The organism is Kistimonas ophiarachnellae (assembly GCF_057552235.1).
In genome coordinates, this window is sequence record NZ_BAAJPA010000004.1 from 161,292 (window position 1) to 183,757 (window position 22,466).

A 22,466-nucleotide genomic window follows, 5' to 3' on the forward strand; every position below is an offset into this window, starting at 1 on the left:
TATCCCATGTATTTTTAATCCGTTTGTTTGCCATGTTTTGTCAGCAGCTTGTCCAGATTATCGGCAAAGGCCTTTCTGTCACTTTGGCTAAGTGCGGCCGGCCCTCCTGTCTGGATGCCGCTGGCGCGCAGGGTATCCATGAAGTCCCGCATGTTCAGGCGTGCACGGATGGTGGCGGAAGAATACAGTTCGCCCCGCGGGTTAAGGGCATAGCCGCCTTTTTCCAGCACTTCTGCCGCCAGTGGGATATCACCGGTGATGACCAGGTCGCCAGCACTGAGTCGCCTGACAATCTCGTTGTCGGCCACATCAAACCCACCGGCAACCTGCATGGCGCGGATATAGCGTGATGGTGGAACCCGTATCGGCTGGTTCGCCACGAGTGTCAGTTCGATCCGGGTGCGTTCGGCGGCACGGAACAGGATTTCCTTGATGACGACGGGACAGGCGTCAGCGTCTACCCATATTTTCATGGCATACCACGTGGTTGGAAGAAAATGTCAGACGGTCATGGGCGACGGTCTGTCGTGTCGTGCTGCCGGCATATCCGGAGGCAGAAAGGCGCAGTTTATCATCAGTGAGGCCCTTCAGCGCATTCATCACGCTTATTTGCCAAACAGTTTCTGTTTCACCCGGGAAGCGGCCACCTCAAGGGGTTTGCGGACCCGGGATGGCCGACGCAGGAGTTCGCCGGAACAGTTGGGGCAGGAGCCAGCCATCGTCTCAGTGCAGGTTTCACAAAAGGTGCATTCGAATGAGCAAATGTAAGCGGTTCCATCCGGCGCCAGAGATACACCACATTGTTCGCAGGCAGTTTTCATTTTGAGCATGGGAATTCTGTGCTCCTTTCCTTAAGCATGAGTCCATTGGTTTTTTTGAGTGTTCTGCTGCTGTGATAGTTCCTGTAAAAATCGCTTTTGGCAACTATTGCTACCATGCTGCTCCATTGTTCCGGTAATGGAGCCGCAGTGATGAAAATGAGAGGAAACGATGAAAAGGATTTCAGGCTGTCAGTGCCTTGAGGAAATGAATTTTGTTCAGTGTGAGATCATCCAGGTCTTCATAACCGGCAATCTGGTAGCCGCTTCCAATCAGCATATGCAACATGGCAGGGTAGCGATTGCATGACTTGACCCGGATACAGGAATAACCCTGTTCACGTGCCCATTGTTCCTGCATATCCCTTAGACTGGCCGCAACACCCTGACCTCGATGCGTTGGCAGAACACTGCCCAGCCAGCTGTAAAACTCATGCTGTGAGTTTTCATAGCCCACTTTGAAGCCAACGCACTGGTCACCTTCCTTCGCGATTAAAATCAGGTATGGTTTTCCGGAGAGTTTTTCCAGGAAGGCTTCTTCTGTCATGGTGCGGTCAAACTCCGGCGTCAGGGAGTAAACCGCCAGTGCGTCTTCAATGGTGCCTGTGGAAAACGTTAAATGCATAAATGATCCGTGTTGTCTGACACCGCTAACAGTGCCAGACAGTGTGCGAGTGAAGTATCAGAGACTTTTTCGGTAGGTGATTTCGTATTCGCTGAAACCGTAGGAGTCATAAAACCCCCGGGCGGGCGCATTCCCGTAAAGCGCTGCAACGTGAAGCTGTTTCAATCCACGGGAAAGGCAGTACTGTTCGGCCGCTTTCATCAACATCCGGGCAATGCCGTGCCCCCGGTACTCCTCGTCTACAACGAGATCGGTGACCAGGCCATATTGCCGGTAATCCGGATACAGGTGCTGATCGCCTTCATCTTCCTGTTCGGTAATCACCACAATAAAACCGGCGACGACCGTGTCCTCCAGGGCGACCAGCAGGGTTCCCTGTTTATCCCGGCAGAGTGCCAGCAGGTAATCCGTGTGGTCTGATGCGATATCGGCGCCGGGTGGGCGGTCACGGCTGAGTTTGCGTTCAGTATCCTGCAATTGCTGCATCAACTTAACGACACCGGTTTTGTAATGGTCCTGGTAGGTAATGATGTTCATCGGATATCACAACTGGCTTCGGGCGTATCAGGCAACCATTGACGACAGCGCCCGGGGGGTGAGTGGACGATGCGCAGTGTATAGGGAATCGGACGCCCGTGTATTGTTTCCCGTCACAATCGAGGGTTTATCCCGTTCTGACGCGTTCACGTGCTAAGGCGCGCGTTTGCCTGGCCCGGAAACGTCGTTAAGCCGGAAGGTTCCTGGCCCCCGGTCGGCAAATTCGCGGAACCTTTTCCCTGTATCTGGCTCTAATCCTCAGAAATCAGCAAGAAAATCATTAACCCATGAATGCAGATAAACCTGGCGACAGGTTCCCGTGGAATAAGTTGTGCAGCAATATTTACAGTGAGAGGGATTACTCCGCAGACTTTCCCGTCACAACAGCCAGGATATTTAACCGGGAAGCTAAAAAAGTTCACTCTGCCAATGTTGTCACCTGCCTTCAGCAATGCAGACGCCACGGACAGTTCTCAAAAAAGGCGTTGCCATTTCTGTATGCTGGGCGATACATGACGGGTAAATCACTTCTGAAACCTGGCCTGGATTGTAAGCACACGGCAACGGTTCAATGCGTGCTGGCGTTTGGCGAAGACAGATTCCTGGCATTTCAGGCGGATGGCATTATGCAGGACTGGCAAAAGCACAACAAAATGTGGGACAGCACGGCTGTAGCTACCGGGCATAGGTACCAAATCAAGAACGCCATGCCAATGGATGAAAGGCGGCTGGTATCCTGGGCGGAAGCACCAGAGATACGCATTCTGACGGAGTCTTTCGGCCAATGGCACTCCGTCCCTCTGGAAAACGGGCATTACGACAGGGTTGATGATAGGCGCAATACCATGAAGGGCGTTCAGCCCCTCGGAAGCACAGAACTGCTGTCATGGGCGCTTGAGGATACCCTGTTTCTATGGGCTGAGAACAGCGACAGACAGTGGATAGCAACCATTGTGCATACCGTAAGCGATGAATCGGTTTGCGGGCTTACTGTCTTTAACCGGAATAAGATCCTGTTTTGGGATCATTCCTACCTTTATCTCGCCACCCGAAACAACAGTGAATGGCAATCCATAGAGCTATTGAAAGAAAAAAGAAAAGAGATAATCAGCATTGAAGGCGCCCTGGTTTTGACCGAAAACCGGTTCCTGGCATGGTACCGAAGTACAATTTACGAATGGCTCAAACAGGATGACCTATGGTGCTGCGTCAGGAAAATCTGCTCCCTGACGAATAGAAGAAGATTGGACGCTGATCACTTCATTGATGATGATTTTCCAATTACTCACAGCCTGACGCTTCAAAACGGCGTCAACCGGTTCCATGGATCGTCTTTGCAAAAGGCATGGGCCATTGATATCAATCAAGCCATGGAAATGACCGTTACAGAGCTTGGGGGTCTGCAAAGCTACAACTGTCGTACAGGAATGCTGGAAAATGGCAACATATGGATACACCAACCGAATCATGGGAGCATCGAGTTATGGAGAATATTCGACGTTCCGGGAGACCATGGTAAGGGGGGCAAATGGGGAGGGCGCACCCTGGAGCCTGAGAATCCTCCGGAAGGAATATATCGAAAAGGTTGTGTGTTTTATGGCAATGAACGCCTGCTGTCATGGTTGAATGAACACCTGTATGTCTGGAATCTGACGGACGCTTACAGTATTGATGCCCAGACTGACACAGATAGCGGAAAAGTCGCGAAATGCATCAGGACAATTTGTAAGAACGGTAAGTGATCCATGTTGTTTTCCCCTGCGTGAAGCAAGGGTATCCAGCGGTATTGTTCAATAAAAGGTATCAGGCGTTATTTGGGCTGGCGGAGTCTTTAGCGATGTCGCGTGGGTTTCGTCAGCTGTCACATTTTTGAGACATACGGGTGCTTAGGATAAAAGTATCCACCGGCCAATGATGATGACAGCCTGATGAATGCCCGCAAGCTCTCCCTCTGCATGATGCCTGTTCTGCTGCTGTTGTTTGGTACTCTCTATGCCTATCAGCGTGACGGGATTCCCGCTCCGGAAGCCTTACCGAATTACCAGCCTGTTAAGTCCGATGTTGTGGCGGAAGCCGTGCCGGATTATGGCCCCGGTTCCCAACCTGACCGGATCAACCTGACAATCGTTGGAGACCCTGCCACACAGATCGGCATCCAGTGGCGTACGGATACCCGGAGTGGGCCGGCGATGGCCCAGGTGGCCATGCTGTCTGCCGGCCCCGTCGTATCTAACAACGTTAAAAAGTGGTCTGCGGTGAGCAAGGTGTATGAGCACCCGGATTACGTCTCCGTCCACCACCATGTTGCGATTGATGAGCTGAAGCCGTCTACGGACTACCTTTACCGTGTCGGTGACGGGCAGCAGTGGTCGGAATGGTTCCAGTTCCGCACCGCCAGCAAACAACAGCAGCCGTTTGATTTCCTGTTCTTCGGGGATTTGCAGGCTGGCATTCACACCGGCTGGTCCCGCGTGGTGCGCAGCGCCTGGCGGTCGCATCCCGATGCCAGTTTCATGCTGTTTGCCGGTGATATCGTCGATGAGCCTGAGAGTGACCGGGAATGGCATGAATTCTTCTCCGCGACTGGCTGGATCAGCGGCATGCTGCCCATGGTGGCGACACCGGGTAACCATGAATACGAAGGCTCACGGATTACACCGGCCTGGAATGCCCATTTCCAGTTCCCGGACAATGGCCCGGCCAACCGGGAACCACTGGTGAATAACAGTTACTACTTTGATTACCAGGGTGTCCGGTTTATCTCGATCAATACCAACACCATGCGGGGCCTGCATATGAAAGACATGATGGCCCAGCGGGAATGGCTGACGGGCTTGCTGAAAGGACGCGAAGACGAATGGACTGTGGTCTTCCATCACCATCCCGTCCATGCCGCGAACACCGAGGATACGGCCAAGGTGCAACTGCAGTGGTTGTTTGGGCCTTTGTACGAAGAGTATGGTGTTGACCTTGTGCTTCAGGGCGATGCCCACACTTATGCACGAGGTATTGATGAACAGTCGTCTACACAGGGCGAGGGCCCGGTCTATATCGTGTCCAACAGCGGCGTGAAAATGGATGAAGCCCAGGCGCCATGGGCAACGGTCAGCGGATCTCACAAACAGTTGTACCAGCATATCCGGGTTGAGCAGGATCGTTTGATCTATCAGTCCATTGCGGCGGATGGTTCGGTTTATGATCAGTTTGTGTTGCAGAAACAGGCTGGTGGAAGTGTGCAGCATGCCAGCCTGGAGAGCAAAGGCGCTTAATTCGACCGGTCAGGGCGCTCGCCGGAATCCCGGGTGAATATATTGTCTGGCGCTGCATCGAGAAATTGCCAGGTATAGCTGAACCTTGTCTATCCCCTTTCTCAACTCTGCCGTACCATAATCCTCATAAACGACAGAGTACAGTCCACAGCGGGAGACCATATTGGACAGGGCAGAAAAGCGGCAGCTCAGCGAACGGGATATTTGCACCAAGTTCATCACCCCTGCCATTGAAAAGGCGGGTTGGGACATTCAGTTCCAAGTGCGGGAAGAGGTGACCTTTACCGCTGGTCGTATTATGGTTCGTGGCAAGCTCCATTCACGGGGGAAACAGCGACGGGCGGACTATGTCCTGTACCACCAGAAAAACCAGCCTATCGCCGTTATAGAGGCCAAGGATAACAATCACAGTATCGGTGCCGGCATGCAGCAGGCACTGGCTTATGCCGACGCACTGGATGTACCGTTTGTCTTCTCCAGCAACGGCGATGGTTTCCTGTTCCATGACGGTACCGGCAATGCCGTTCAGACTGAAACCGAACTGTCTCTTGACCAGTTCCCGTCCCCGGTCGAACTGTGGCAACGCTACTGCGACTGGAAGAACTTTGACGACACAGCCAAAGCAACGGTTGAGTCACCCTATTTCGACGACGGCTCTGGCCGTTCCCCCCGCTATTACCAGACCAACGCCGTTAACCGTGCGATAGAAGCCGTTGCCAAGGGGCAGGATCGTATTCTGCTGGTCATGGCCACCGGTACCGGCAAAACCTACACCGCTTTCCAGATTATCTGGCGACTGTGGAAGGCCAAAAAGAAAAAACGCATCCTGTTTCTGGCTGACCGCAATATCCTTGTTGACCAGACCAAAAATAATGATTTCAAGCCGTTCGGGGCGGCGATGACCAAGATCAGTAAAAGGCAGGTACACAAGTCTTTCGAGATTTATCTGTCGTTGTATCAGGCCGTCACTGGCAACGAAGAAGATAAGAATATCTACAAAGAGTTCTCCCCGGACTTCTTTGATCTGGTCGTGATTGATGAGTGCCACCGGGGCAGTGCTAAAGCTGATTCCGCCTGGCGAGACATTCTGGAGTATTTTTCTTCAGCCACTCATCTCGGTCTGACAGCGACACCGAAAGAGACCAAAGATGTTTCCAATATCGACTACTTTGGTGAACCGATCTACAGCTACTCGCTCAAACAAGGCATAGAGGACGGTTTCCTTGCGCCCTATAAAGTGATCCGGGTGGACTTCGACCTTGACCTGAAAGGCTGGCGACCCAAAGCCGGGCAGACAGACAAATACGGTAACGTCATCGAGGACCGCATTTATAACCAACGAGACATGGACAAGAATATTGTCTTTGACGAACGTACTCACCTCGTCGCCATGAAGGTGACCGAATTTTTGCAGAAAACCGGTGAATTCCAGAAAACCATCGTCTTCTGTAACGACATCGATCACGCTGAACGCATGCGGCAGGCACTGGTTAATCTGAACCCGGAACGGATCAGGGAAAATCCTAAATATGTGATGCGGATTACCGGCGATAACAAAGAAGGAAAAGCGGAGCTGGATAATTTCATCGACCCGGAATCCCGTTATCCGGTTATTGCGACCACCAGTAAATTGATGTCCACTGGCGTTGACGCCAAAACCTGCAAACTAATCGTGCTGGACCAGCGTATCCAGTCCATGACCGAGTTCAAACAGATCATCGGTCGTGGTACCCGTATTGATGAAGACTATGACAAACACTGGTTCACCATCATGGACTTCAAAAAGGCGACAGAGTTGTTTGCTGATAAAAACTTTGATGGCGACCCGGTACAGGTATACGACCCTGACGTGGACGATCCTATCGACCCGCCAGACGAAACGGACAATGACAGCGAAGGCGGTGGTGATAACGATGGGTCTGACAACACCGATGTAAATCAGGACACTGACACTTCAGGAGATTCCGGCGATTCTGGCGATGGTGACGATACAGACGAGAATCGCAAACCCCGCATCAAATACCATGTCAAAGGTGAACCAGTCACGATTATCGGCGAACGGGTGCAGCATCTCGGCGCAGACGGCAAACTCATTACCGAGTCGATGCACGACTACACCAAAAGCTGTGTCACCAAAGAGTACGCCAGCATGGATGACTTTCTCCGGCGCTGGTCAGCCGCAGACCAGAAAAAGGTCATTATCGAGGAACTGGCCGAACAGGGTGTGTTCTGGGAAGAGCTACAGGCAGAAGTCACCCAAAAGTATGGCAATGCGCTTGATCCCTTTGATTTGATCTGTCATATCGTCTTCGATCAACCGCCTCTCACACGCCGTGAGCGGGCTGAGAATGTCCGTAAACGCAACTACTTCACCAAGTACGAGGACGAGGCCCAAAAGGTGCTGGACGTGCTTCTGGATAAGTATGCGGACACCGGTATTGAACACATTGAGAATGTACTGATCCTGCAACAGGAACCGTTCTCCAAGATGGGATCATTGATGGAACTTGTGGGCACGTTTGGTGGGGTTCAGCAGTACCAAAAGGCTGTTCAGGAGCTTGAGGAGGCATTGTACGCCTGATGTTGAATTCTATTGAAATTGAAAGCGGGCTATTGGATAGCGGTTTTCGGCTTACCAAGAATAATGAGCGTATCCATGAATTTTCGCTTGGCGACGTCATTATTTATGTGAAGACACCGAGCGAGAAGAGTAAAAGCGACTTCGTTGCCAGAAACCCTCTGATCATTCACCCAAAACATGCCCAAACCAGAGAGCGTTTTGACACTCTGTCTGGCATCGAGGTGAACTGGTCTGAGAGACGCAGAAACTCCAACATGGAAGAGTTTCCTCTCGATCCTACGGCCAAAAGTGACCGAATTTTTTATGGCCATGACGTTCGGGTGGACGGGCAGCCAGCCCTTCGGCGGTTAATCGGTGTTTTAACCGGCACGCCAACGCCAGACAGCTCTGAAACTGACTCCCCCAAACACGAAGCGGCGTTTGACCCGGACGCAATCAAAAAGGCCATTGTTGATGCCAGAATCGGTCAGGGTCTATTCCGGCAGTACCAGCTTGAGTACTGGAAAACCTGTGCGGTAACCGGTATAAGCACGCCTGCCCTGCTCGATGCCTCCCATATAAAACCCTGGGCTGATTCCAACAACCCGGAAAAGCTCGACCTGTACAACGGCATTTTGTTGTCCAAAACACTCCATGCGGCATTCGACGTGGGCCTTATCAGCTTCTCTGACTCCGGCACTATCCTTATCAGCCCGGAACTGGCCGACCATGATGCCAGGGCGATGGGTATTCACCCTGAAGTGACGCTGCACGCAATAGACCTGCGTCATCAACCCTACTTGCAGCACCACCGCAACCATATTTTCAGGAAATAAATTTTCACTATGTCTATCTCCTCCAGTATTAAATCCATTCAGGACATCATGCGTAAGGACGTGGGTGTCGACGGTGATGCCCAGCGTATCGGTCAGCTTGTCTGGATGCTGTTCCTGAAAATTTTCGATGACCGTGAAAAAGAGTGGGAAACTGTTGCGCTGATCGAGGGTAAAATCTACGAGTCCCCGATCCCTGAAGAGCTGCGCTGGCGCAACTGGGCGGCTAATCCCGAGGGTATGACCGGCGACGAACTCAAGAAGTTCATTGATGATGAGCTGTTCCCGGAGCTTCAGGAGTTACAGGACCGCAATGGTGATCAGCGGGCATTCGTCGTACGGAACGTTTTTAAAGACGCCTACAACTACATGAAGTCCGGCCAGCTTCTGCGACAAGTGTTGAACAAGATCGAAGCGACGGTGGACTTTAACAAGGTCAAGGAGCGTCATGCCTTCGGGGATATGTATGAACAGATCCTGCGGGATTTGCAGAATGCCGGTAATGCCGGTGAGTTCTACACCCCACGCCCGGTGACAGAATTTATGGTCAACCGGGTTGATCCGAAACTGGCTGACAAAGTAATGGACCCTGCCTGCGGTACTGGCGGTTTCCTGACCTGCGCTATCGAGCACAAGCGTAAAAACTACGTTCGCAACCCGGATGACGATCAGGTGTTACAGAACACCATTTTCGGCTTCGAGAAGAAACCGTTGCCACACCTGTTGGCGACCACCAATATGATTCTGCACGGCATCGATGTACCGTCCAATATCACACATGACAACACTCTTCGGCGCCCGTTACGAGACTGGGGGCCGAAAGATCGTGTTGATGTAATAGTTGCCAACCCACCCTTCGGTGGACAGGAAGAGGACGGCATTGAAGCCAACTTCCCCACGGCCTTCCAGACCCGTGAAACAGCCGACCTGTTTATGACGTTGTTCATCCACCTGCTAAAAGACGGTGGACGTGCGGCTGTGGTTCTGCCTGATGGCTTTCTGTTTGGCGAAGGTATGAAAAGTCGCCTGAAAGAGAAGCTGCTGACCGAGTGTAATCTGCATACTGTCGTACGACTGCCAAACGGCGTATTTAACCCGTATACCGGCATCAAAACCAATCTGCTGTTTTTCACCAAAGGCCAGCCAACGGAAACCATTTGGTATTACGAGCACCCGTACCCCGAAGGCGTAAAAAACTACAGCAAAACACGCCCGATGAAGTCTGCTGAGTTTGAACAGGAAATCGCCTGGTGGGGCAACGAAGCCGACGGTTTTGCCAGCCGGGTCGAGAACCAGTACGCCTGGAAGGTGGATTTTAAACATATTCGGGAACAGGCTCTTGGCCGTGCCCAACCCCATTGGGACAAAGCGGATCAGTACAACAATGAGGCAAACCAGCTACGCACTCGAATAAAACAGCTCAAGGATGATCAGAAGAAAGTTGAAGACGCCAAACTCAAAGACAAGCTGACCACTGAAATAGACAAACACATCGCCAAGGCTGACAAGCTGAAGAGCCAGGCAGATACCGAGAAAAAGGCGGGCGATGCCCTCTATTGGCCGATCTTCAACCTGGATATAAAGAACCCCCATGTGGGCGAACAGGACAGTCACGATCCTGAGGAGTTGCTGAAAGCCTACGCCAAACAGCAAAAGGCTATGGCGGACATTCGTAAGCAGTTGAAGAGTATTCTGTCGGCGGCCTTGGCCCCACAAAGTGAAGAACCCTCGCAGGTGTCTCAGCAAGAGCAAGAGCCACAGCAAGAGCAAGAGCCACAGCAAGAGCAAGAGCCACAGCAAGAGCTGGAGGGCGTCTGATAATGCACCATCTTATTACAGACAATATTGACGTTTGGACGGGTGCTCACGCAACGAAGTCCAGTGCTGGGCGTGGGAGTTCCGGCAAGCTCAATCTACACGGCATTAAGAAGCTGCGGGAGTTGATTCTGGAGCTGGCGGTGCGTGGCAAGTTGGTTCCGCAGGATTCTGATGATGAACCGGCTTCGGTGTTGCTGGAACGAATTGCCGCAGAAAAAGCTAGACTGGTTGCGGAAGGCAAGATTAAAAAACAGAAACCATTGCCATCTGTTGGCGTCGATAAAAGGCCTTTTTCTCTGCCACAAGGATGGGAGTGGGTGAGGCTGGGAGATATTTCAGCAGATATCCATTATGGCTATACCGCATCAGCCAATGAATTGTTGAGTGACGTTCGACTTTTACGTATCACAGATATTCAAAATGACAGGGTGAACTGGGATTCGGTTCCAGGGTGTGACATTGCAGATGATAAAGTTGGCCAGTATTTGTTGAGTGACAACGATATTCTTATTGCCCGCACCGGTGGAACAATTGGTAAATCGTACCTCGTAAAAAACGTCACTGTACGATCCGTATTCGCTTCCTATTTGATCAGGGTTAGGCATTTGGAAGCAGTGTATGCCGACTTTGTAAAAACTTACCTCGGTAGTCAATTGTATTGGAAGCAACTTTATGCAAACTCAATGGGCACTGGGCAGCCTAATGTAAATGGAAATGCATTGAAGGCGCTGGTTTTTGCATTGCCACCACTGGCCGAACAACACCGCATAGTCACAAAAGTCAACGAACTCATGGCCCTCTGCGATCAACTGGAACAGCAGCAGACCAACGCCATCGCCGCCCACGCCACCCTGGTGGAAACCCTGTTGAGTACGCTGACCAACAGCACCACCGCCGTCGAGACCACCGCGACCGCCAGGGATGGCGGAAGTGTCGAAAATGCAGGAGCAATTTTCGAACAAAACTGGAACCGCATCGCCGAGCACTTCGACACCCTGTTCACCACCGAGCACAGCATCGACCAGCTTAAACAGACCATCCTGCAACTGGCGGTGATGGGCAAGCTGGTGCCGCAAAATCCCGCCGATGAACCGGCCTCGGTGCTGTTGGGCCGGATTGAGGATGAAAAGGCCAGGTTGGTGAAGGAGGGCAAGATCAAAAAGCAGAAGCCGCTGCCGCCAATAAACGACGATGAGAAGCCGTTTGGGTTGCCGAGTGGGTGGGAGTGGTGTCAGTTTGGCAATGCAACACACTCACGTTTGGGCAAGATGCTGGATCAATCAAAAAACAAAGGTACCTTGAGGAAATATCTGCGAAACACCAATGTTCAGTGGCAGCAAATAAATTTAGATGATCTCAAAGAGATGAGGTTTGACGACTCTGAACTTGAAGAGTTTTCCCTGAACTATGGTGATATTTTGATATGCGAAGGTGGAGAACCCGGTCGTTGCGCAATATGGCTTGAAGGGCATTCAGACGTTTATTTTCAAAAGGCACTTCATCGTGCTAGAGCAATAGCAGGCGTATTGCCCGAATATATTGAGATTAATTTAATTGTTGATGCGGCCAATGGAAGGCTAGCGAATCTTTTTACTGGCGCAACAATTAAACATCTCCCGGGCGACAAGTTAGCAAAGTACACTCTTCCTTTGCCGTCTGTAGCAGAACAACACCGCATAGTCGCCAAGGTCAACGAACTCACCATCCTCTGCGACCAACTCAAAACCCGTATCCAACAGACCCAGCAGACCAACCTGCATCTGGCCGATGCGGTGGTGGAGCGGGCGTTAGCCTAAAGGAACGTGGTAGCCGTTATCGGTTACACTGGGGCGAAACGGTGTAAGGAGACAAAGACATGAGTTCAAGGCCGGATAGTTATTGGCAAGGCGTATTACGGGAGCTGTTGGCACTGCCCGCCGAGACCGAGTGGGCAGAGTTTAAGCACAACCGGATCAAGCCGGATGATCTTGGCGAATATATTTCCGCCCTGAGCAATGGTGCCGCCCTGTGTGGCAAGCAGAATGGCTATCTGGTCTGGGGTGTTGATGATGAGACTCACGACATCATCGGCACCGACTTTCAACCCGCCACAGACAAACGGAATGGGCAGGAGCTGGAAAGCTGGCTGTTGCAAAAATTAACGCCCCGCATCCACTTCTGTTTCAAGACGATCGAAGTCGATGATAAACCTGTGGTTATCCTGGAAATCGCCAAGGCCGCCCACACCCCGGTCCAGTTCAGCAGCACGGAATTTATCCGAGTTGGGAGCTACAAGAAAAAACTCAAGGATTTTCCTGAAAAAGAGCGCACCCTGTGGCGAAGTTTCGATGATACGCCGTTTGAAGAGCTGCTGGCTGCCGAGAGTGTTGATGATCAGCAGGTGCTGTCGATGCTGGATTACCCGGCCTACTTCGAGCTGATGGCGCTGCCGTTGCCTGATAATAAGGCGGGTATTCTGGAAAAGTTAAAGCAGGATGATCTGATTCAGCCCAGCAAATCCGGAAACTGGGACATCACTAATCTGGGAGCACTTCTGTTTGCCAGGGATATTAACCAGTTCAAAAAGCTGCGGCGCAAAGCCATCCGGGTGATTATTTACAAAGGTATCAACCGACTGGAAACCGTCAGAGAGCACGTCGGCGACAAAGGATATGCCAATGGCTTTGAGCGGCTGATCGCCTTTATCAACACCTTTGTTCCTCGCAACGAAGTCATGGGGGCCGCTTTGCGTAAGGAGATACCCATGTTTCCTGAGCTGGCTGTGCGAGAGCTTGTCGCCAATGCCCTGATACACCAGGATCTGTTTTTAACGGGCACCAGCCCGATGGTGGAGATATTCTCGGATCGCATGGAAATCACCAATCCAGGCACGCCACTGGTTGATACCAATCGCTTTCTTGATAGTCCGCCCCGTTCCCGTAACGAAGCCATGGCCTCCCTGCTAAGGCGAACCGGTATCTGTGAAGAGCGGGGGAGCGGTATAGACAAAGCCGTTGCCCAGACAGAAATTTATCAATTGCCAGCCCCTCTTTTCGAGGCCAGGGATAAATCTACTCTGGCGGTTTTATTTGGTCACAAAACGTGGACTGAAATGAACCAGGCAGACCGGGTACGGGCCTGCTACCAGCATGCCTGCCTGAAGTGGGTTGAACGAAGCCAGATGACAAATGCCACCCTGCGGGAGAGATTCGGTGTTGAGTCCCAGAACAGTGCCGCCATATCCCGTGTTATTAAAGACGCTCTGAAGGTTGGGCTGATCCGCCCGTTCGATGAAGACCAGGGCAGACGTAACGCAAAATATGTCCCCTTCTGGGCTTGAGATCACCCTGTCGATGCCTGCACATTTTATTTGATGGTTATTTGATGGAAAGGCTGAATTCTACCGATTCCATAGGGGGCTTTTAGCTTTAAACCCTTTTATATCAAGGGATTGGAGTGATCTGAGTTTATTTGATGGTTATTTGATAGAAAGGCTGAGTTTTGTGGATTTTGCGGGGGAATTCTTGCTTTAAACCTTTTTATATCAAGAGATTGGAGTGATCTGAGTTTATATGCACTGTATTGTGCTTAACAAGGTGTCCGGAGTCATTACACCACTTCATCAGGACTATATCGTCAATATGGCCCATGGTAGCGCCCAACCAAACATTAGTGCGAATGGCATCGTGTCGTTACCAGCCTTGAATCCAGGGACTATCTTAATTAGTCATTTCAATGAGTTGGTTGATCCTTATTTCCAGAAAAGATTAGCGGCCAGTTTATCGGTATTTTCACTTTCCAAACTTCGAGATATCCTGCTCCCAAAACTGATCTCCGGCGAACTACGCCTGCCAGAAATGGCAATGGCGAAATCACAGTCCTGCCAGGAAACGGCAACCGCCTGATTCCTGTAACCACAAAGTGCACAAAGGCGATAATCAAGTTTCCGTGTCTCTGTGCTTAGGGTTCAAAAGGCTTCAAAAACGCCAGCACACCACCCGGTTTCGCTGGCGCTTCTCATAATCTACCGTCACTTTTTGTTCATCTTTATATTATGTTCATAGAAAATGAACAATATTAAAAAATGAACAAGTCTTTTATTTAAGTCTCATAACTGCCGTATTTGCTAATTCCATGAGAATAGTGTTCATTTTTTTATAATGTTCACTATTTGTGAACATGCTATTATTATGAACAGATTGCGGTGGGAATGGTTTGAAAATGGCGAGTAGAGACGGCAATGTCATGACGGAAACCGGCGTGTTGGAGGAGGCGGTAGCCGCTTTCCAGCAGCTGACACTGCAACCGCTGACCATCGTAGCCCCGGTTGATCATTGGGGTAACAGGGTGGTGGATGCCACACTACGACTGCCAACGGGCATCACCCTGGATGTCATGGTCAAGGCCAGAGCTTCGCAAGGCAATATTGGCGCACTGGTCGATCAGTTCCAACAGATGCCCGACCCGCAGCGTACCCTGCTGGTGACCCGGTACATTCCCCCCAAGGCCGCCGATACGCTCAGGCTGGCCAATGTGCAGTTTCTGGATACGGCAGGGAATGCCTATATCCATCAGCCGCCGCTGTTTATCTGCATACAGGGCCGCAAATCGGAAACGGTGGCCAAGGCTGTCCGGCCCGGCAAGGCGTTCCAGTTTGCCGGGTTAAAAATCATCTATGCGCTGTTACAGAATGCCGAATTGATCAGGCAGCCTTACCGCACCATTGCCGAACAGGCCGGGGTGGCGTTGGGTGTTATTGGCCCGGTATTGGAGGACCTGGTGCGCCAGGGCTTTATCAATACCGGCAAAGGCCGAAACAGGACAATACTTAACAAGCCCGGCCTGATCACCCAATGGACAGAGGCGTTTCCACTGATCCAGCGTAAACAGCATATTGGCACCTTCACAACGGATAGTCCCCTCACCTGGGAAACCATTGATCTGAAGGGTTTTGGCGGCTGGTGGGGTGGCGAAGTTGCGGGTGCTTATTACTCTCGGTATCTCAACCCCAAACATACAACGGTATATGTTGATAAGGGCGCCATGTCGGAGGTTATGCGGGCACTGCGCCTGCGCAAGGTAAAGCCCGGTGAATATCCCGCTCAGCAGATTGATCTTTACCAGCCCTTCTGGACGACCCTATTGCCGCCGGATGGATCGTTTGTCGATCCATTAGTCGTCATGGCGGAATTGATTGCAACTGCTGAACCTCGCAACCTGGAAACCGCACAGCGACTGTATGAAAAATATACCCATTGATCTTCACGGAGAAGTTGCCGGCAGGCATGGTTGAGCTCTACACGGCGCTGCGTCAGCAGACTGACAGGCTGGGTATCGAGATGCTGGTGGTGGGAGCCATGGCTCGGGATCTTGTCCTGGTGCACGGCCATGGCTCAACCATTGAGCGCGGTACACGGGATGTGGACTTTGCCATCAGCGTTCCCGGCTGGCAGGACTTTACCGAACTGCGTAAGCAGTTGTTGGATACGGGGTATTTCACGGCCAAAAGGCATGTGCATGAGCTGGCGTTTCACGATAGCGACCAGCTGCCCTGGGAGATAGACATCGTTCCCTTTGGTGATCTTGCGGAGAACCATGCCATCAGCTGGCCACCCGAACACGATATTTAAATGAGTGTCCTGGGGTTTGAAGAGGCGCTGGCGGCAGCGATGCACGATGATTGTCGGTTTGTCTTCTGGTGGTACATATTTGGTACATCAGAAAAAACGACAGGCACAAAAAAAGGGCTTTTAGCCCCGTAACTCTTTGATTTTTATGGCGCACCCTAGAGGATTCGAACCTCTGACCTCTGCCTCCGGAGGGCAGCGCTCTATCCAGCTGAGCTAAGGGTGCATAACGCCATTGCAGACACGGTTTTTGACCGCTGCCAGCGGCGCCCATAATACTCAGGACGTATAGCCAAGTCCATGCTTTTTTGCGGATTTCTCCCTGATCGGTGCCATGGTTCGGGTCTCGGTGGCAGCGTAACGGGTTCGTTGCTCTGAATCAGAACCAGCGGCTCTGGATCGCGGCTTTATCCACCTGTACCAGCGTGCTGGCGGGAAAAGTGGCGAAAACTGAAACCGACCAGGAAAACAACACGCCGTGCAGCAGGGTAAGCCAGTAGCGCACGGTAGAACTCCGTTGCTTGTCAGGATAAAAGCCGCTGCCAGAGTAGGTGTAATCGCCGTAATTCGCCAGTGTATGTCGGAATTGACAGTCAATCGGAATTGTTGCTGGCAGCAGGTTTGGCGTATAATCGCGGCTGCTATAACAATTCAGGCCAGCCCGGTGTGACACAAGCCAATAACGATAATCGTCGGGTGGAGCTCAAGCGTCAGATGATGAGGAACGACTAGTGGCATACTTCAAAAAGATGCGCGCTGTACAGGCTGCAGTACTGCTGGGGGGACTGTTTGCCGGACTGGTCATGGCCAAGCCCGTCGGGGATCTGGATGAAGTCTCCCGCAGTGAAATCACCGACCGGATCAAACCCGTGGGCAGTCTCTGTGTGGCTGGTGAAGAATGTGCAGCCGGTGGTGGTGCGGCAGCCGTTGCATCCGGTCCGCGCAGTGGTGAGCAGGTTTACAACACCTACTGTACCGCCTGTCATACCGCCGGCGTACTGGGTGCGCCCAAGAAAGGCGACAAGGCCACCTGGGATAAGCGACTGGCCGATGCCGGCTCCTACCAGACCATCCTGAACAATGCGATCAACGGTATCCGTTCCATGCCGGCAAACGGTACCTGTGGCGACTGTTCCAGTGATGAAATCGGTGGTGCCATTGAATACATGAGTGGCCTGAAGCCCTGATCCGGTTCAGGTAATACGCGTTCTGAAAGGCTGCCGTTTGGCGGCCTTTTCTGTTTCTGGAATCTGGAAATAATGACAACCATTGCTGAAACGCCGGAACCCCCTTATTACGCAGTGATCTTTACCTCGCGGCGGACAGAAGAAGATGCCGGTTATAACGACATGGCTATGCGGATGCTGGAACTGGCGCAGGAACAGCCGGGATTCATGGGCGTTGAGTCTGCTCGCGATGGGTTGGGCATCACGGTCTCTTACTGGCAGGATCTCGCTGCCATCCGTGCCTGGAAAGCCAATGTGGATCACCAGGAAGCCCAGCATCGGGGTAAACAACAGTGGTATAGCGACTACCGTGTTCGCATCTGCCGGGTTGAACGAGAATACGGTTTGCCGTGAAATGTCGTTTATGCGGCAACAGGTAATTCGGACTCTTTGCTGTTTATAACTGGCGAGACCCGACATGACAGGCAATAGTTATCAGCGGTCAATGGGGCTATGTCCCGGGAGGTTTCTGATGCTGATGACGACAACGCCGACGGTACAGGGCCGTACCATTACCCACTACCGGGGAATCGTCGTGGGTGAGGCGATCATGGGAGCGAACCTGTTCAAGGATCTGTTTGCCGGACTACGCGATATTATCGGCGGTCGCTCCGGTGCATACGAGAAAGAGCTGGCCAAGGCACGACAGGTGGCTTTTTCTGAACTGGAAGACAATGCCCGGGCGCTCGGCGCCAACGGGGTGGTGGGGATCGACCTTGACTACGAAGTGGTGGGCGAACAGGGCAGTATGCTGATGGTCAGTATCAGCGGTACGGCAGTTTCTCTGGACCAATAGAACTTGTCTGACGGATTTCCTTTTGTTGACAGCCTCTTGAGCAGAGGCTGTTTTTCGATCCGCACAGCAGCAGTTACTTACCATTCAAAGACAAAACGCCGATCAAGTAATGCCTGCTCGGGCGTCTGTATGACCTTGAAGTCGGGGTAGAGTTCGCTGGCCTTCAGGGTATCTTTCGTGAAGGCGGCCAGTTTACCCAGCACATAAACCACGTAATTAATGCCCCAGCGTTCGAGATCTGTTTCAGCACCAGTCTTGGCGCTTACTTCATGACTGGTGCTGGTGCGCGCTTCAATAATGTAATCGGTGGAATAATGCAGATACTCAAAGGGGAAAGTGCGATGAACCTTATTAAACGGCAATTCATGATCTCCCAGCCGTTATCGAAGCTGAAAGATGCAGATTTAAACGCTGCGGTCAGAAGATTGTGAACTTTTCCTTTGGATAGCTGTCAATTTTATTTTTATATAGCTAAAGAGGGAGATTTCGTGGCTGCATCCATTCAACCTGCCAAAGGGGTAACACCATCCCCCGAGCTTACGAGCATGTATGTATATCCAATTGGCCGTGTTCCACTGAGGTCAGGCGCCAGGAGCCGGTTGTCGGTCGTATCCGGTGATATTCCGCAGACAAGTTCTTCTCGGTTGGCAAGCCGGGATGTCGTACGTGATGAAACGATTGATAGAAGGGGTCTGGCTGTTGAGAAAACGTTTAAAACGACAGGTGTACAGAATCTGAAATGTCTGGCGCAAGGTGGATATGGTGCAGTTTACAAGATAAAAACGGGCTTATTTTCCAGGTCTTATGCCGTAAAAACTGTCAAACCCGGACTAACGGATAAAAAGCTGAAAGAAGCCAGGATTGACATTCGCAAGGAAGCTGAATGCCTGAAGGTATTAGAACATCGCAATGTCATCAGTATTGTCCATACATTCGAGTACCAGAACACAGTCGCATTGGTTATGCCCTTAGCCAGTGGGGATTTATCTAATTACCTGAGAAAACATTCAGGCCGCCTATCAAAAAGAATCATAAAACGGCTGATCACAGATGTTTGTGCAGGAGTATCTTATCTTCATGGTCAACTGTGTCTTCACAGGGATATAAAAGGCAAAAATATTCTATTGGTAGATAATGTCTGGAAAATCTGCGACTTTGGCTGCGTGATAAAGCAGGGAGAGAATGAGAAGCGCCGCGTAGGTACACCGGCTTACTGGTCTCCTGAGGTTTTCCATGCCAAGGCGTACTCAAAGGAAAGTGACTACTGGGCAATGGGAATGATGTTCATGCAGGCTTGTGCTCACCCACTTGACAGAGTTAGGTATGTGATTAAGAAAAATAAGAAAGTGAAGCTGGTTTATAAGACTTTTCAAGAGTTTGAACAAGCCTGTTTTAACATGCTCTTCAGGCGAATTAATCTTCGTTTTACCACCATTAATTACCGGTTGAATGAGGAAGTAAATAAATATTGCGGTGGTTTCGACAGGGTCTTTGATCAGGATCACATGCCCAATGTGGCAGTTATACGCTGTCTGCCTGATTTCCATGCACGTTGCCTGATTTGTATTCAGGCGTTGTTGAGGGAAGATCCAGATAAAAGAATAGCGCCAGAACAGATGTCGCATGACATCTCACAGTGGTGACAGTTCAAATGACGCTTGTTTTTTGGGTGTGTATTGATTATTCATCACATGCCCCCTTGCGACAGCTTACTTTTATCTCTTCGTTGTTGTTTCTGAAGCACTCCACGCAGAAGTTGATCCTGATTACCAAAGGATTATGATGCGAGCTTTACTGCATGATCCAGCGACACGCTTTCCATGACACCAGCCATCAACATTGCCCGTAAGCAGGGTATTACCCATAAAATCCATCAGTATGAACATGATCCGACAGTTGCCTCCTATGGGACGGAAGCTGCAGATGTACTTGGATTGGATGGTAACCGGGTCTTTAAAACACTGCTGGTGTCACTTAATGGCGATGCCCGCCATTTGGGCGTGGCGATTGTACCGGTTACCCACCAACTGGATTTGAAGGCCTGCGCTAAAGCCCTGAAAACCAAGAAAGCCGATATGGCCAACCCAAAAGATGCGGAGCGTGCCACCGGTTATGTGGTGGGAGGCATCAGTCCCCTGGGGCAGAAGAAACGACTGCCGACGGTGCTGGATAGTTCTGCCCTGCAGTTTGAAACCATCTATGTCAGTGCCGGTCGCCGCGGACTGGAAATCGAACTGGCGCCCAATGATCTTGTGGATATGACCAGTGCCGTAACGGCAGAAGTTGCCCGCTGAGACAACGGATTGAGGATCAGCCCGTGTGAATCTCGCGGGTACCATGATACCGGTCAATGCACCCATTGCGTATGTGGTTAACCCTGAAGCCAGAGTTTATATAACAACATTTGGCGAAGGGGGAGGTGGCCATGTCGCGCCTGCTGGAACGTCTCAAGAATGACCATAAACATTTAAAACGTCTGCTCGACCGGTTGGATCTGGAAATGGCGTCGTATAACGAAGACGACAGCCGATCACCAAAGCTCTCGGTGATTCTGGATGCCCTCGACTACATTCGCACCTGGCCCGAACATTTTCACCATCCATTGGAAGACCGGGTGTTTTCCATGATGTGTGCCCACGAAATTGATCCTGAGCTACGGGAAGTCATCAACCGGGTGATGGAACAGCATGAAAGTCTGGAAGCGCTGACCCGCAAGCTGGAAGCAAACTTCAATGCTATCGCCAACGATCAGGTCGTGCCTATAGACACCGTCATGCGGGATTACCGGCGTTACATTGACTTGCAGCTGGAACACCTGGCGTGTGAAAACCAGTTTGTCCTGCCGCGTATTGATGACTGCCTGCAGCCAGAGGATATTGCGATAATTAATAAGGAACTGGACGATCAGAAGCGGGAAATGGGCATGCAGCAACTGCGGGATGAATATGCCGACTTGTACCACTTTGTTGTTGACGATCACCAGGCACACGCCATGCCGGTATAAGGTCTGCCGCGCACAGGCCGCTGAAAGGACTATTGTATAGTGAGACAATCAGGCATTGTGTGAATGCAGACACAGGGAGATGGCCAACAATGATGCGTCGGTTGTTACTGGTTTTGATAGCGACAGTCTGTCTGGCTCAGCCTGCAGTGGCGGTTGAGCGTCAGATTCATAATATCAGCCTGTTTCGTGCGGATTCCAACGAAGTGGCCAGGCTGGTCAAGCCGCTGCTGTCGAAGGACAGTATCGTGATGCCCTACCGTGAGAATCTTGTACTCCAAGTGACGGATGAAGAGTTCGAAGCCGTCAAGGCGCTGGTCAGCAAGCTGGATAGCCCACCGCACCAGTTGATGATTACGGTGCGTACTCCGGGGGCTAAGAAGCAGGCAGGGCGAACCATCGGTGTGGATGGTGTTGTCACCCGTGATGGCCAGGGACAGGGAAGTGTCGTGATTTCTACCGGCTCCAGCCAGAGTAAACGACGGGGCGAACAAACCGTCAGGGCAACGGAAGGTATGCCTGCCTATATCAGCGTGGGGCGTGAAGTACCGGTCAGTACGGATATGTTTGATGACTATGGCCGTTACCGCACCAAAACCGACTACAAGACAGCGGAGCGGGGCTTTTATGCCAGTGCCCGGATTCAGGGGGATCAGGTGGTACTGGATATCTACCAAACGGATGACAGCGTCCGGCACGATGGTGAGTCGTTTGACCGCCGAAAGGTGGATACGCAGGTATCCGGCAAGGTCGGTGAATGGTTGACTGTTAGCAGTACCAGCCGGGAAGGAACCGGGCGGACCTCCGGTTACAATGTGAGGCGATACAGTACGGTGGATACGGTGTATGAAGTACAGGTGAAAGTCGACGTGCTGGAATAGTACTTCTGAGTACCTGTAAACATCTGTTACCCACGCTCTGGAAGTCGTTACCGTTATTGTGATTAGCGGTAACAAACCACCTGTCTGAAACGTCGTTTATTAATGAGAATTTAATCTATCTTATTGAAATTATTGATTATTTAAATTCTGGCACAAGACCTGTAATAGTATGGTCACAATAAAAATAATAAGAACGACGCTCTACCTGGCCCATAACAATAACAATAAGGGGCAGCAAGCTGATCACTTTGTAGGTTGCTTTTTTGCGGTAAGAAACCAACATGGAAGCGCGGCACGGAAGCAAACAAAGCATTGGCCGCACAGCCTGTAAAGTGATCCGCTTGTATCATTACTGCTACTGCCTGTATCAAAACGCAGCCTCACGGCTGCTTTTTTTTGTTTGCCCGGCGCAGCTGGCCAGCTGCAGGGGCTGAGGGAAACTATGGGAAGTCAGGGGTATACAGCGCAAGCGAACCCGGTTCGGCAGGCCGGGAGC

The 22,466-nt window shown here is 51.3% G+C and carries 23 protein-coding genes and 1 tRNA gene; 17 read left to right on the forward strand and 7 right to left on the reverse strand.

Going from position 1 to position 22,466, the window contains the following annotated elements; all coding sequences use genetic code 11:
* Window positions 1-14: 14 nt before the first annotated feature.
* From AC27K1_RS06315 to AC27K1_RS06330, 4 genes are all read right to left on the reverse strand, one after another.
* A complete protein-coding gene (locus AC27K1_RS06315; RefSeq protein ID WP_487149161.1) occupies window positions 15-473 on the reverse strand; it encodes a YaiI/YqxD family protein in 459 nt (152 codons plus the stop codon).
* Window positions 474-605: 132 nt separating this feature from the next.
* Window positions 606-830 (reverse strand): DUF1272 domain-containing protein, encoded by a 225-nt coding sequence (locus AC27K1_RS06320; RefSeq protein ID WP_487149163.1) that lies wholly within the window; start codon window positions 828-830, stop codon window positions 606-608.
* 172 nt (window positions 831-1,002) lie between these two features.
* Window positions 1,003-1,443, reverse strand: coding sequence for a GNAT family N-acetyltransferase (locus AC27K1_RS06325; protein ID WP_487149164.1), 441 nt, complete (start codon window positions 1,441-1,443; stop codon window positions 1,003-1,005).
* A gap of 57 nt (window positions 1,444-1,500) precedes the next feature.
* Window positions 1,501-1,980, reverse strand: a complete 480-nt coding sequence (locus AC27K1_RS06330; RefSeq protein WP_487149166.1) for a GNAT family N-acetyltransferase — start codon at window positions 1,978-1,980, stop codon at window positions 1,501-1,503.
* 512 nt (window positions 1,981-2,492) lie between these two features.
* Here AC27K1_RS06330 and AC27K1_RS06335 point away from each other — a divergent pair.
* From AC27K1_RS06335 to AC27K1_RS06380, 10 genes are all read left to right on the forward strand, one after another.
* Window positions 2,493-3,722, forward strand: a complete 1,230-nt coding sequence (locus tag AC27K1_RS06335; RefSeq protein WP_487149167.1) for a hypothetical protein — start codon at window positions 2,493-2,495, stop codon at window positions 3,720-3,722.
* A gap of 186 nt (window positions 3,723-3,908) precedes the next feature.
* Window positions 3,909-5,249 (forward strand): purple acid phosphatase family protein, encoded by a 1,341-nt coding sequence (locus AC27K1_RS06340; RefSeq protein WP_487149169.1) that lies wholly within the window; start codon window positions 3,909-3,911, stop codon window positions 5,247-5,249.
* Window positions 5,250-5,412: 163 nt separating this feature from the next.
* The gene (gene hsdR, locus AC27K1_RS06345) at window positions 5,413-7,830 is read left to right on the forward strand and encodes an EcoAI/FtnUII family type I restriction enzme subunit R (RefSeq protein WP_487149171.1); all 2,418 of its coding nucleotides are present in this window, start codon (window positions 5,413-5,415) and stop codon (window positions 7,828-7,830) included.
* Window positions 7,830-8,645: an HNH endonuclease gene (locus tag AC27K1_RS06350; protein ID WP_487149172.1), complete on the forward strand. Its 816-nt coding sequence runs from the start codon at window positions 7,830-7,832 to the stop codon at window positions 8,643-8,645. The genes hsdR and AC27K1_RS06350 overlap by 1 nt, the downstream gene beginning before the upstream one ends.
* 9 nt (window positions 8,646-8,654) lie before the next feature.
* Window positions 8,655-10,460 carry a type I restriction-modification system subunit M gene (locus AC27K1_RS06355; RefSeq protein WP_487149174.1) on the forward strand — a complete coding sequence of 602 codons (1,806 nt, stop codon included), beginning with the start codon at window positions 8,655-8,657 and terminating at the stop codon, window positions 10,458-10,460.
* 2 nt (window positions 10,461-10,462) lie between these two features.
* Complete coding sequence (locus tag AC27K1_RS06360) at window positions 10,463-12,256, forward strand: restriction endonuclease subunit S (RefSeq protein ID WP_487149175.1); 1,794 nt, start codon at window positions 10,463-10,465, stop codon at window positions 12,254-12,256.
* A gap of 59 nt (window positions 12,257-12,315) precedes the next feature.
* On the forward strand, window positions 12,316-13,779 hold the full coding sequence (locus AC27K1_RS06365) for an ATP-binding protein (protein WP_487149176.1): 1,464 nt from the start codon (window positions 12,316-12,318) through the stop codon (window positions 13,777-13,779).
* 256 nt (window positions 13,780-14,035) lie between these two features.
* Window positions 14,036-14,344 carry a restriction endonuclease subunit S domain-containing protein gene (locus tag AC27K1_RS06370; RefSeq protein WP_487149177.1) on the forward strand — a complete coding sequence of 103 codons (309 nt, stop codon included), beginning with the start codon at window positions 14,036-14,038 and terminating at the stop codon, window positions 14,342-14,344.
* Window positions 14,345-14,660: 316 nt separating this feature from the next.
* Complete coding sequence (locus AC27K1_RS06375; protein WP_487149178.1) at window positions 14,661-15,698, forward strand: type IV toxin-antitoxin system AbiEi family antitoxin; 1,038 nt, start codon at window positions 14,661-14,663, stop codon at window positions 15,696-15,698.
* 26 nt (window positions 15,699-15,724) lie between these two features.
* Complete coding sequence (locus AC27K1_RS06380; RefSeq protein WP_487149180.1) at window positions 15,725-16,069, forward strand: hypothetical protein; 345 nt, start codon at window positions 15,725-15,727, stop codon at window positions 16,067-16,069.
* A gap of 146 nt (window positions 16,070-16,215) precedes the next feature.
* On the opposite strand, the gene AC27K1_RS06385 is transcribed toward AC27K1_RS06380, so the two are convergent.
* Both AC27K1_RS06385 and AC27K1_RS06390 read right to left on the reverse strand, forming a co-directional pair.
* Window positions 16,216-16,292: transfer RNA gene (locus tag AC27K1_RS06385), tRNA-Arg, on the reverse strand.
* Window positions 16,293-16,445: 153 nt separating this feature from the next.
* Complete coding sequence (locus tag AC27K1_RS06390; RefSeq protein ID WP_487149181.1) at window positions 16,446-16,571, reverse strand: hypothetical protein; 126 nt, start codon at window positions 16,569-16,571, stop codon at window positions 16,446-16,448.
* Between the two features lie 226 nt (window positions 16,572-16,797).
* On the opposite strand from AC27K1_RS06390, the gene AC27K1_RS06395 reads away from it, so the two are divergent.
* The 3 genes from AC27K1_RS06395 to AC27K1_RS06405 all read left to right on the forward strand — a co-directional run bounded on the left by AC27K1_RS06395 (window position 16,798) and on the right by AC27K1_RS06405 (window position 18,088).
* Window positions 16,798-17,253 carry a c-type cytochrome gene (locus tag AC27K1_RS06395; protein WP_487149183.1) on the forward strand — a complete coding sequence of 152 codons (456 nt, stop codon included), beginning with the start codon at window positions 16,798-16,800 and terminating at the stop codon, window positions 17,251-17,253.
* A 72-nt stretch (window positions 17,254-17,325) separates the two neighbouring features.
* Window positions 17,326-17,646 carry an antibiotic biosynthesis monooxygenase family protein gene (locus tag AC27K1_RS06400; RefSeq protein WP_487149184.1) on the forward strand — a complete coding sequence of 107 codons (321 nt, stop codon included), beginning with the start codon at window positions 17,326-17,328 and terminating at the stop codon, window positions 17,644-17,646.
* A gap of 118 nt (window positions 17,647-17,764) precedes the next feature.
* Window positions 17,765-18,088 (forward strand): heavy metal-binding domain-containing protein, encoded by a 324-nt coding sequence (locus AC27K1_RS06405; protein ID WP_395180172.1) that lies wholly within the window; start codon window positions 17,765-17,767, stop codon window positions 18,086-18,088.
* A 77-nt stretch (window positions 18,089-18,165) separates the two neighbouring features.
* On the opposite strand, the gene AC27K1_RS06410 is transcribed toward AC27K1_RS06405, so the two are convergent.
* On the reverse strand, window positions 18,166-18,450 hold the full coding sequence (locus AC27K1_RS06410; protein WP_487149187.1) for a hypothetical protein: 285 nt from the start codon (window positions 18,448-18,450) through the stop codon (window positions 18,166-18,168).
* Between the two features lie 126 nt (window positions 18,451-18,576).
* On the opposite strand from AC27K1_RS06410, the gene AC27K1_RS06415 reads away from it, so the two are divergent.
* From AC27K1_RS06415 to AC27K1_RS06430, 4 genes are all read left to right on the forward strand, one after another.
* Window positions 18,577-19,731, forward strand: coding sequence for a protein kinase domain-containing protein (locus tag AC27K1_RS06415; protein ID WP_487149189.1), 1,155 nt, complete (start codon window positions 18,577-18,579; stop codon window positions 19,729-19,731).
* A 177-nt stretch (window positions 19,732-19,908) separates the two neighbouring features.
* Complete coding sequence (gene ybaK, locus AC27K1_RS06420) at window positions 19,909-20,382, forward strand: Cys-tRNA(Pro) deacylase (RefSeq protein ID WP_487149191.1); 474 nt, start codon at window positions 19,909-19,911, stop codon at window positions 20,380-20,382.
* A 131-nt stretch (window positions 20,383-20,513) separates the two neighbouring features.
* Entirely contained in the window at window positions 20,514-21,092 is a 579-nt protein-coding gene (locus AC27K1_RS06425; RefSeq protein ID WP_487149192.1) for a hemerythrin domain-containing protein, read from the forward strand.
* An 89-nt stretch (window positions 21,093-21,181) separates the two neighbouring features.
* Window positions 21,182-21,970, forward strand: a complete 789-nt coding sequence (locus tag AC27K1_RS06430) for a hypothetical protein (protein WP_487149194.1) — start codon at window positions 21,182-21,184, stop codon at window positions 21,968-21,970.
* The last annotated feature ends 496 nt before the right edge of the window (window positions 21,971-22,466 follow it).

Coding starts and splice junctions, on each gene's coding strand:
- AC27K1_RS06330 (WP_487149166.1), bottom strand. CDS start 1,980: ATGAACATCATTACCTACCAGGACCATTACAAAACCGGTGTCGTTAAG.
- AC27K1_RS06400 (WP_487149184.1), top strand. CDS start 17,326: ATGACAACCATTGCTGAAACGCCGGAACCCCCTTATTACGCAGTGATC.
- AC27K1_RS06425 (WP_487149192.1), top strand. CDS start 20,514: ATGTCGCGCCTGCTGGAACGTCTCAAGAATGACCATAAACATTTAAAA.
- AC27K1_RS06350 (WP_487149172.1), top strand. CDS start 7,830: ATGTTGAATTCTATTGAAATTGAAAGCGGGCTATTGGATAGCGGTTTT.
- AC27K1_RS06380 (WP_487149180.1), top strand. CDS start 15,725: ATGGTTGAGCTCTACACGGCGCTGCGTCAGCAGACTGACAGGCTGGGT.
- AC27K1_RS06375 (WP_487149178.1), top strand. CDS start 14,661: ATGGCGAGTAGAGACGGCAATGTCATGACGGAAACCGGCGTGTTGGAG.
- AC27K1_RS06355 (WP_487149174.1), top strand. CDS start 8,655: ATGTCTATCTCCTCCAGTATTAAATCCATTCAGGACATCATGCGTAAG.
- AC27K1_RS06315 (WP_487149161.1), bottom strand. CDS start 473: ATGAAAATATGGGTAGACGCTGACGCCTGTCCCGTCGTCATCAAGGAA.
- AC27K1_RS06430 (WP_487149194.1), top strand. CDS start 21,182: ATGATGCGTCGGTTGTTACTGGTTTTGATAGCGACAGTCTGTCTGGCT.
- AC27K1_RS06335 (WP_487149167.1), top strand. CDS start 2,493: ATGACGGGTAAATCACTTCTGAAACCTGGCCTGGATTGTAAGCACACG.
- AC27K1_RS06405 (WP_395180172.1), top strand. CDS start 17,765: ATGCTGATGACGACAACGCCGACGGTACAGGGCCGTACCATTACCCAC.
- AC27K1_RS06320 (WP_487149163.1), bottom strand. CDS start 830: ATGCTCAAAATGAAAACTGCCTGCGAACAATGTGGTGTATCTCTGGCG.
- ybaK (WP_487149191.1), top strand. CDS start 19,909: ATGACACCAGCCATCAACATTGCCCGTAAGCAGGGTATTACCCATAAA.
- AC27K1_RS06365 (WP_487149176.1), top strand. CDS start 12,316: ATGAGTTCAAGGCCGGATAGTTATTGGCAAGGCGTATTACGGGAGCTG.
- AC27K1_RS06360 (WP_487149175.1), top strand. CDS start 10,463: ATGCACCATCTTATTACAGACAATATTGACGTTTGGACGGGTGCTCAC.
- AC27K1_RS06340 (WP_487149169.1), top strand. CDS start 3,909: ATGAATGCCCGCAAGCTCTCCCTCTGCATGATGCCTGTTCTGCTGCTG.
- AC27K1_RS06325 (WP_487149164.1), bottom strand. CDS start 1,443: ATGCATTTAACGTTTTCCACAGGCACCATTGAAGACGCACTGGCGGTT.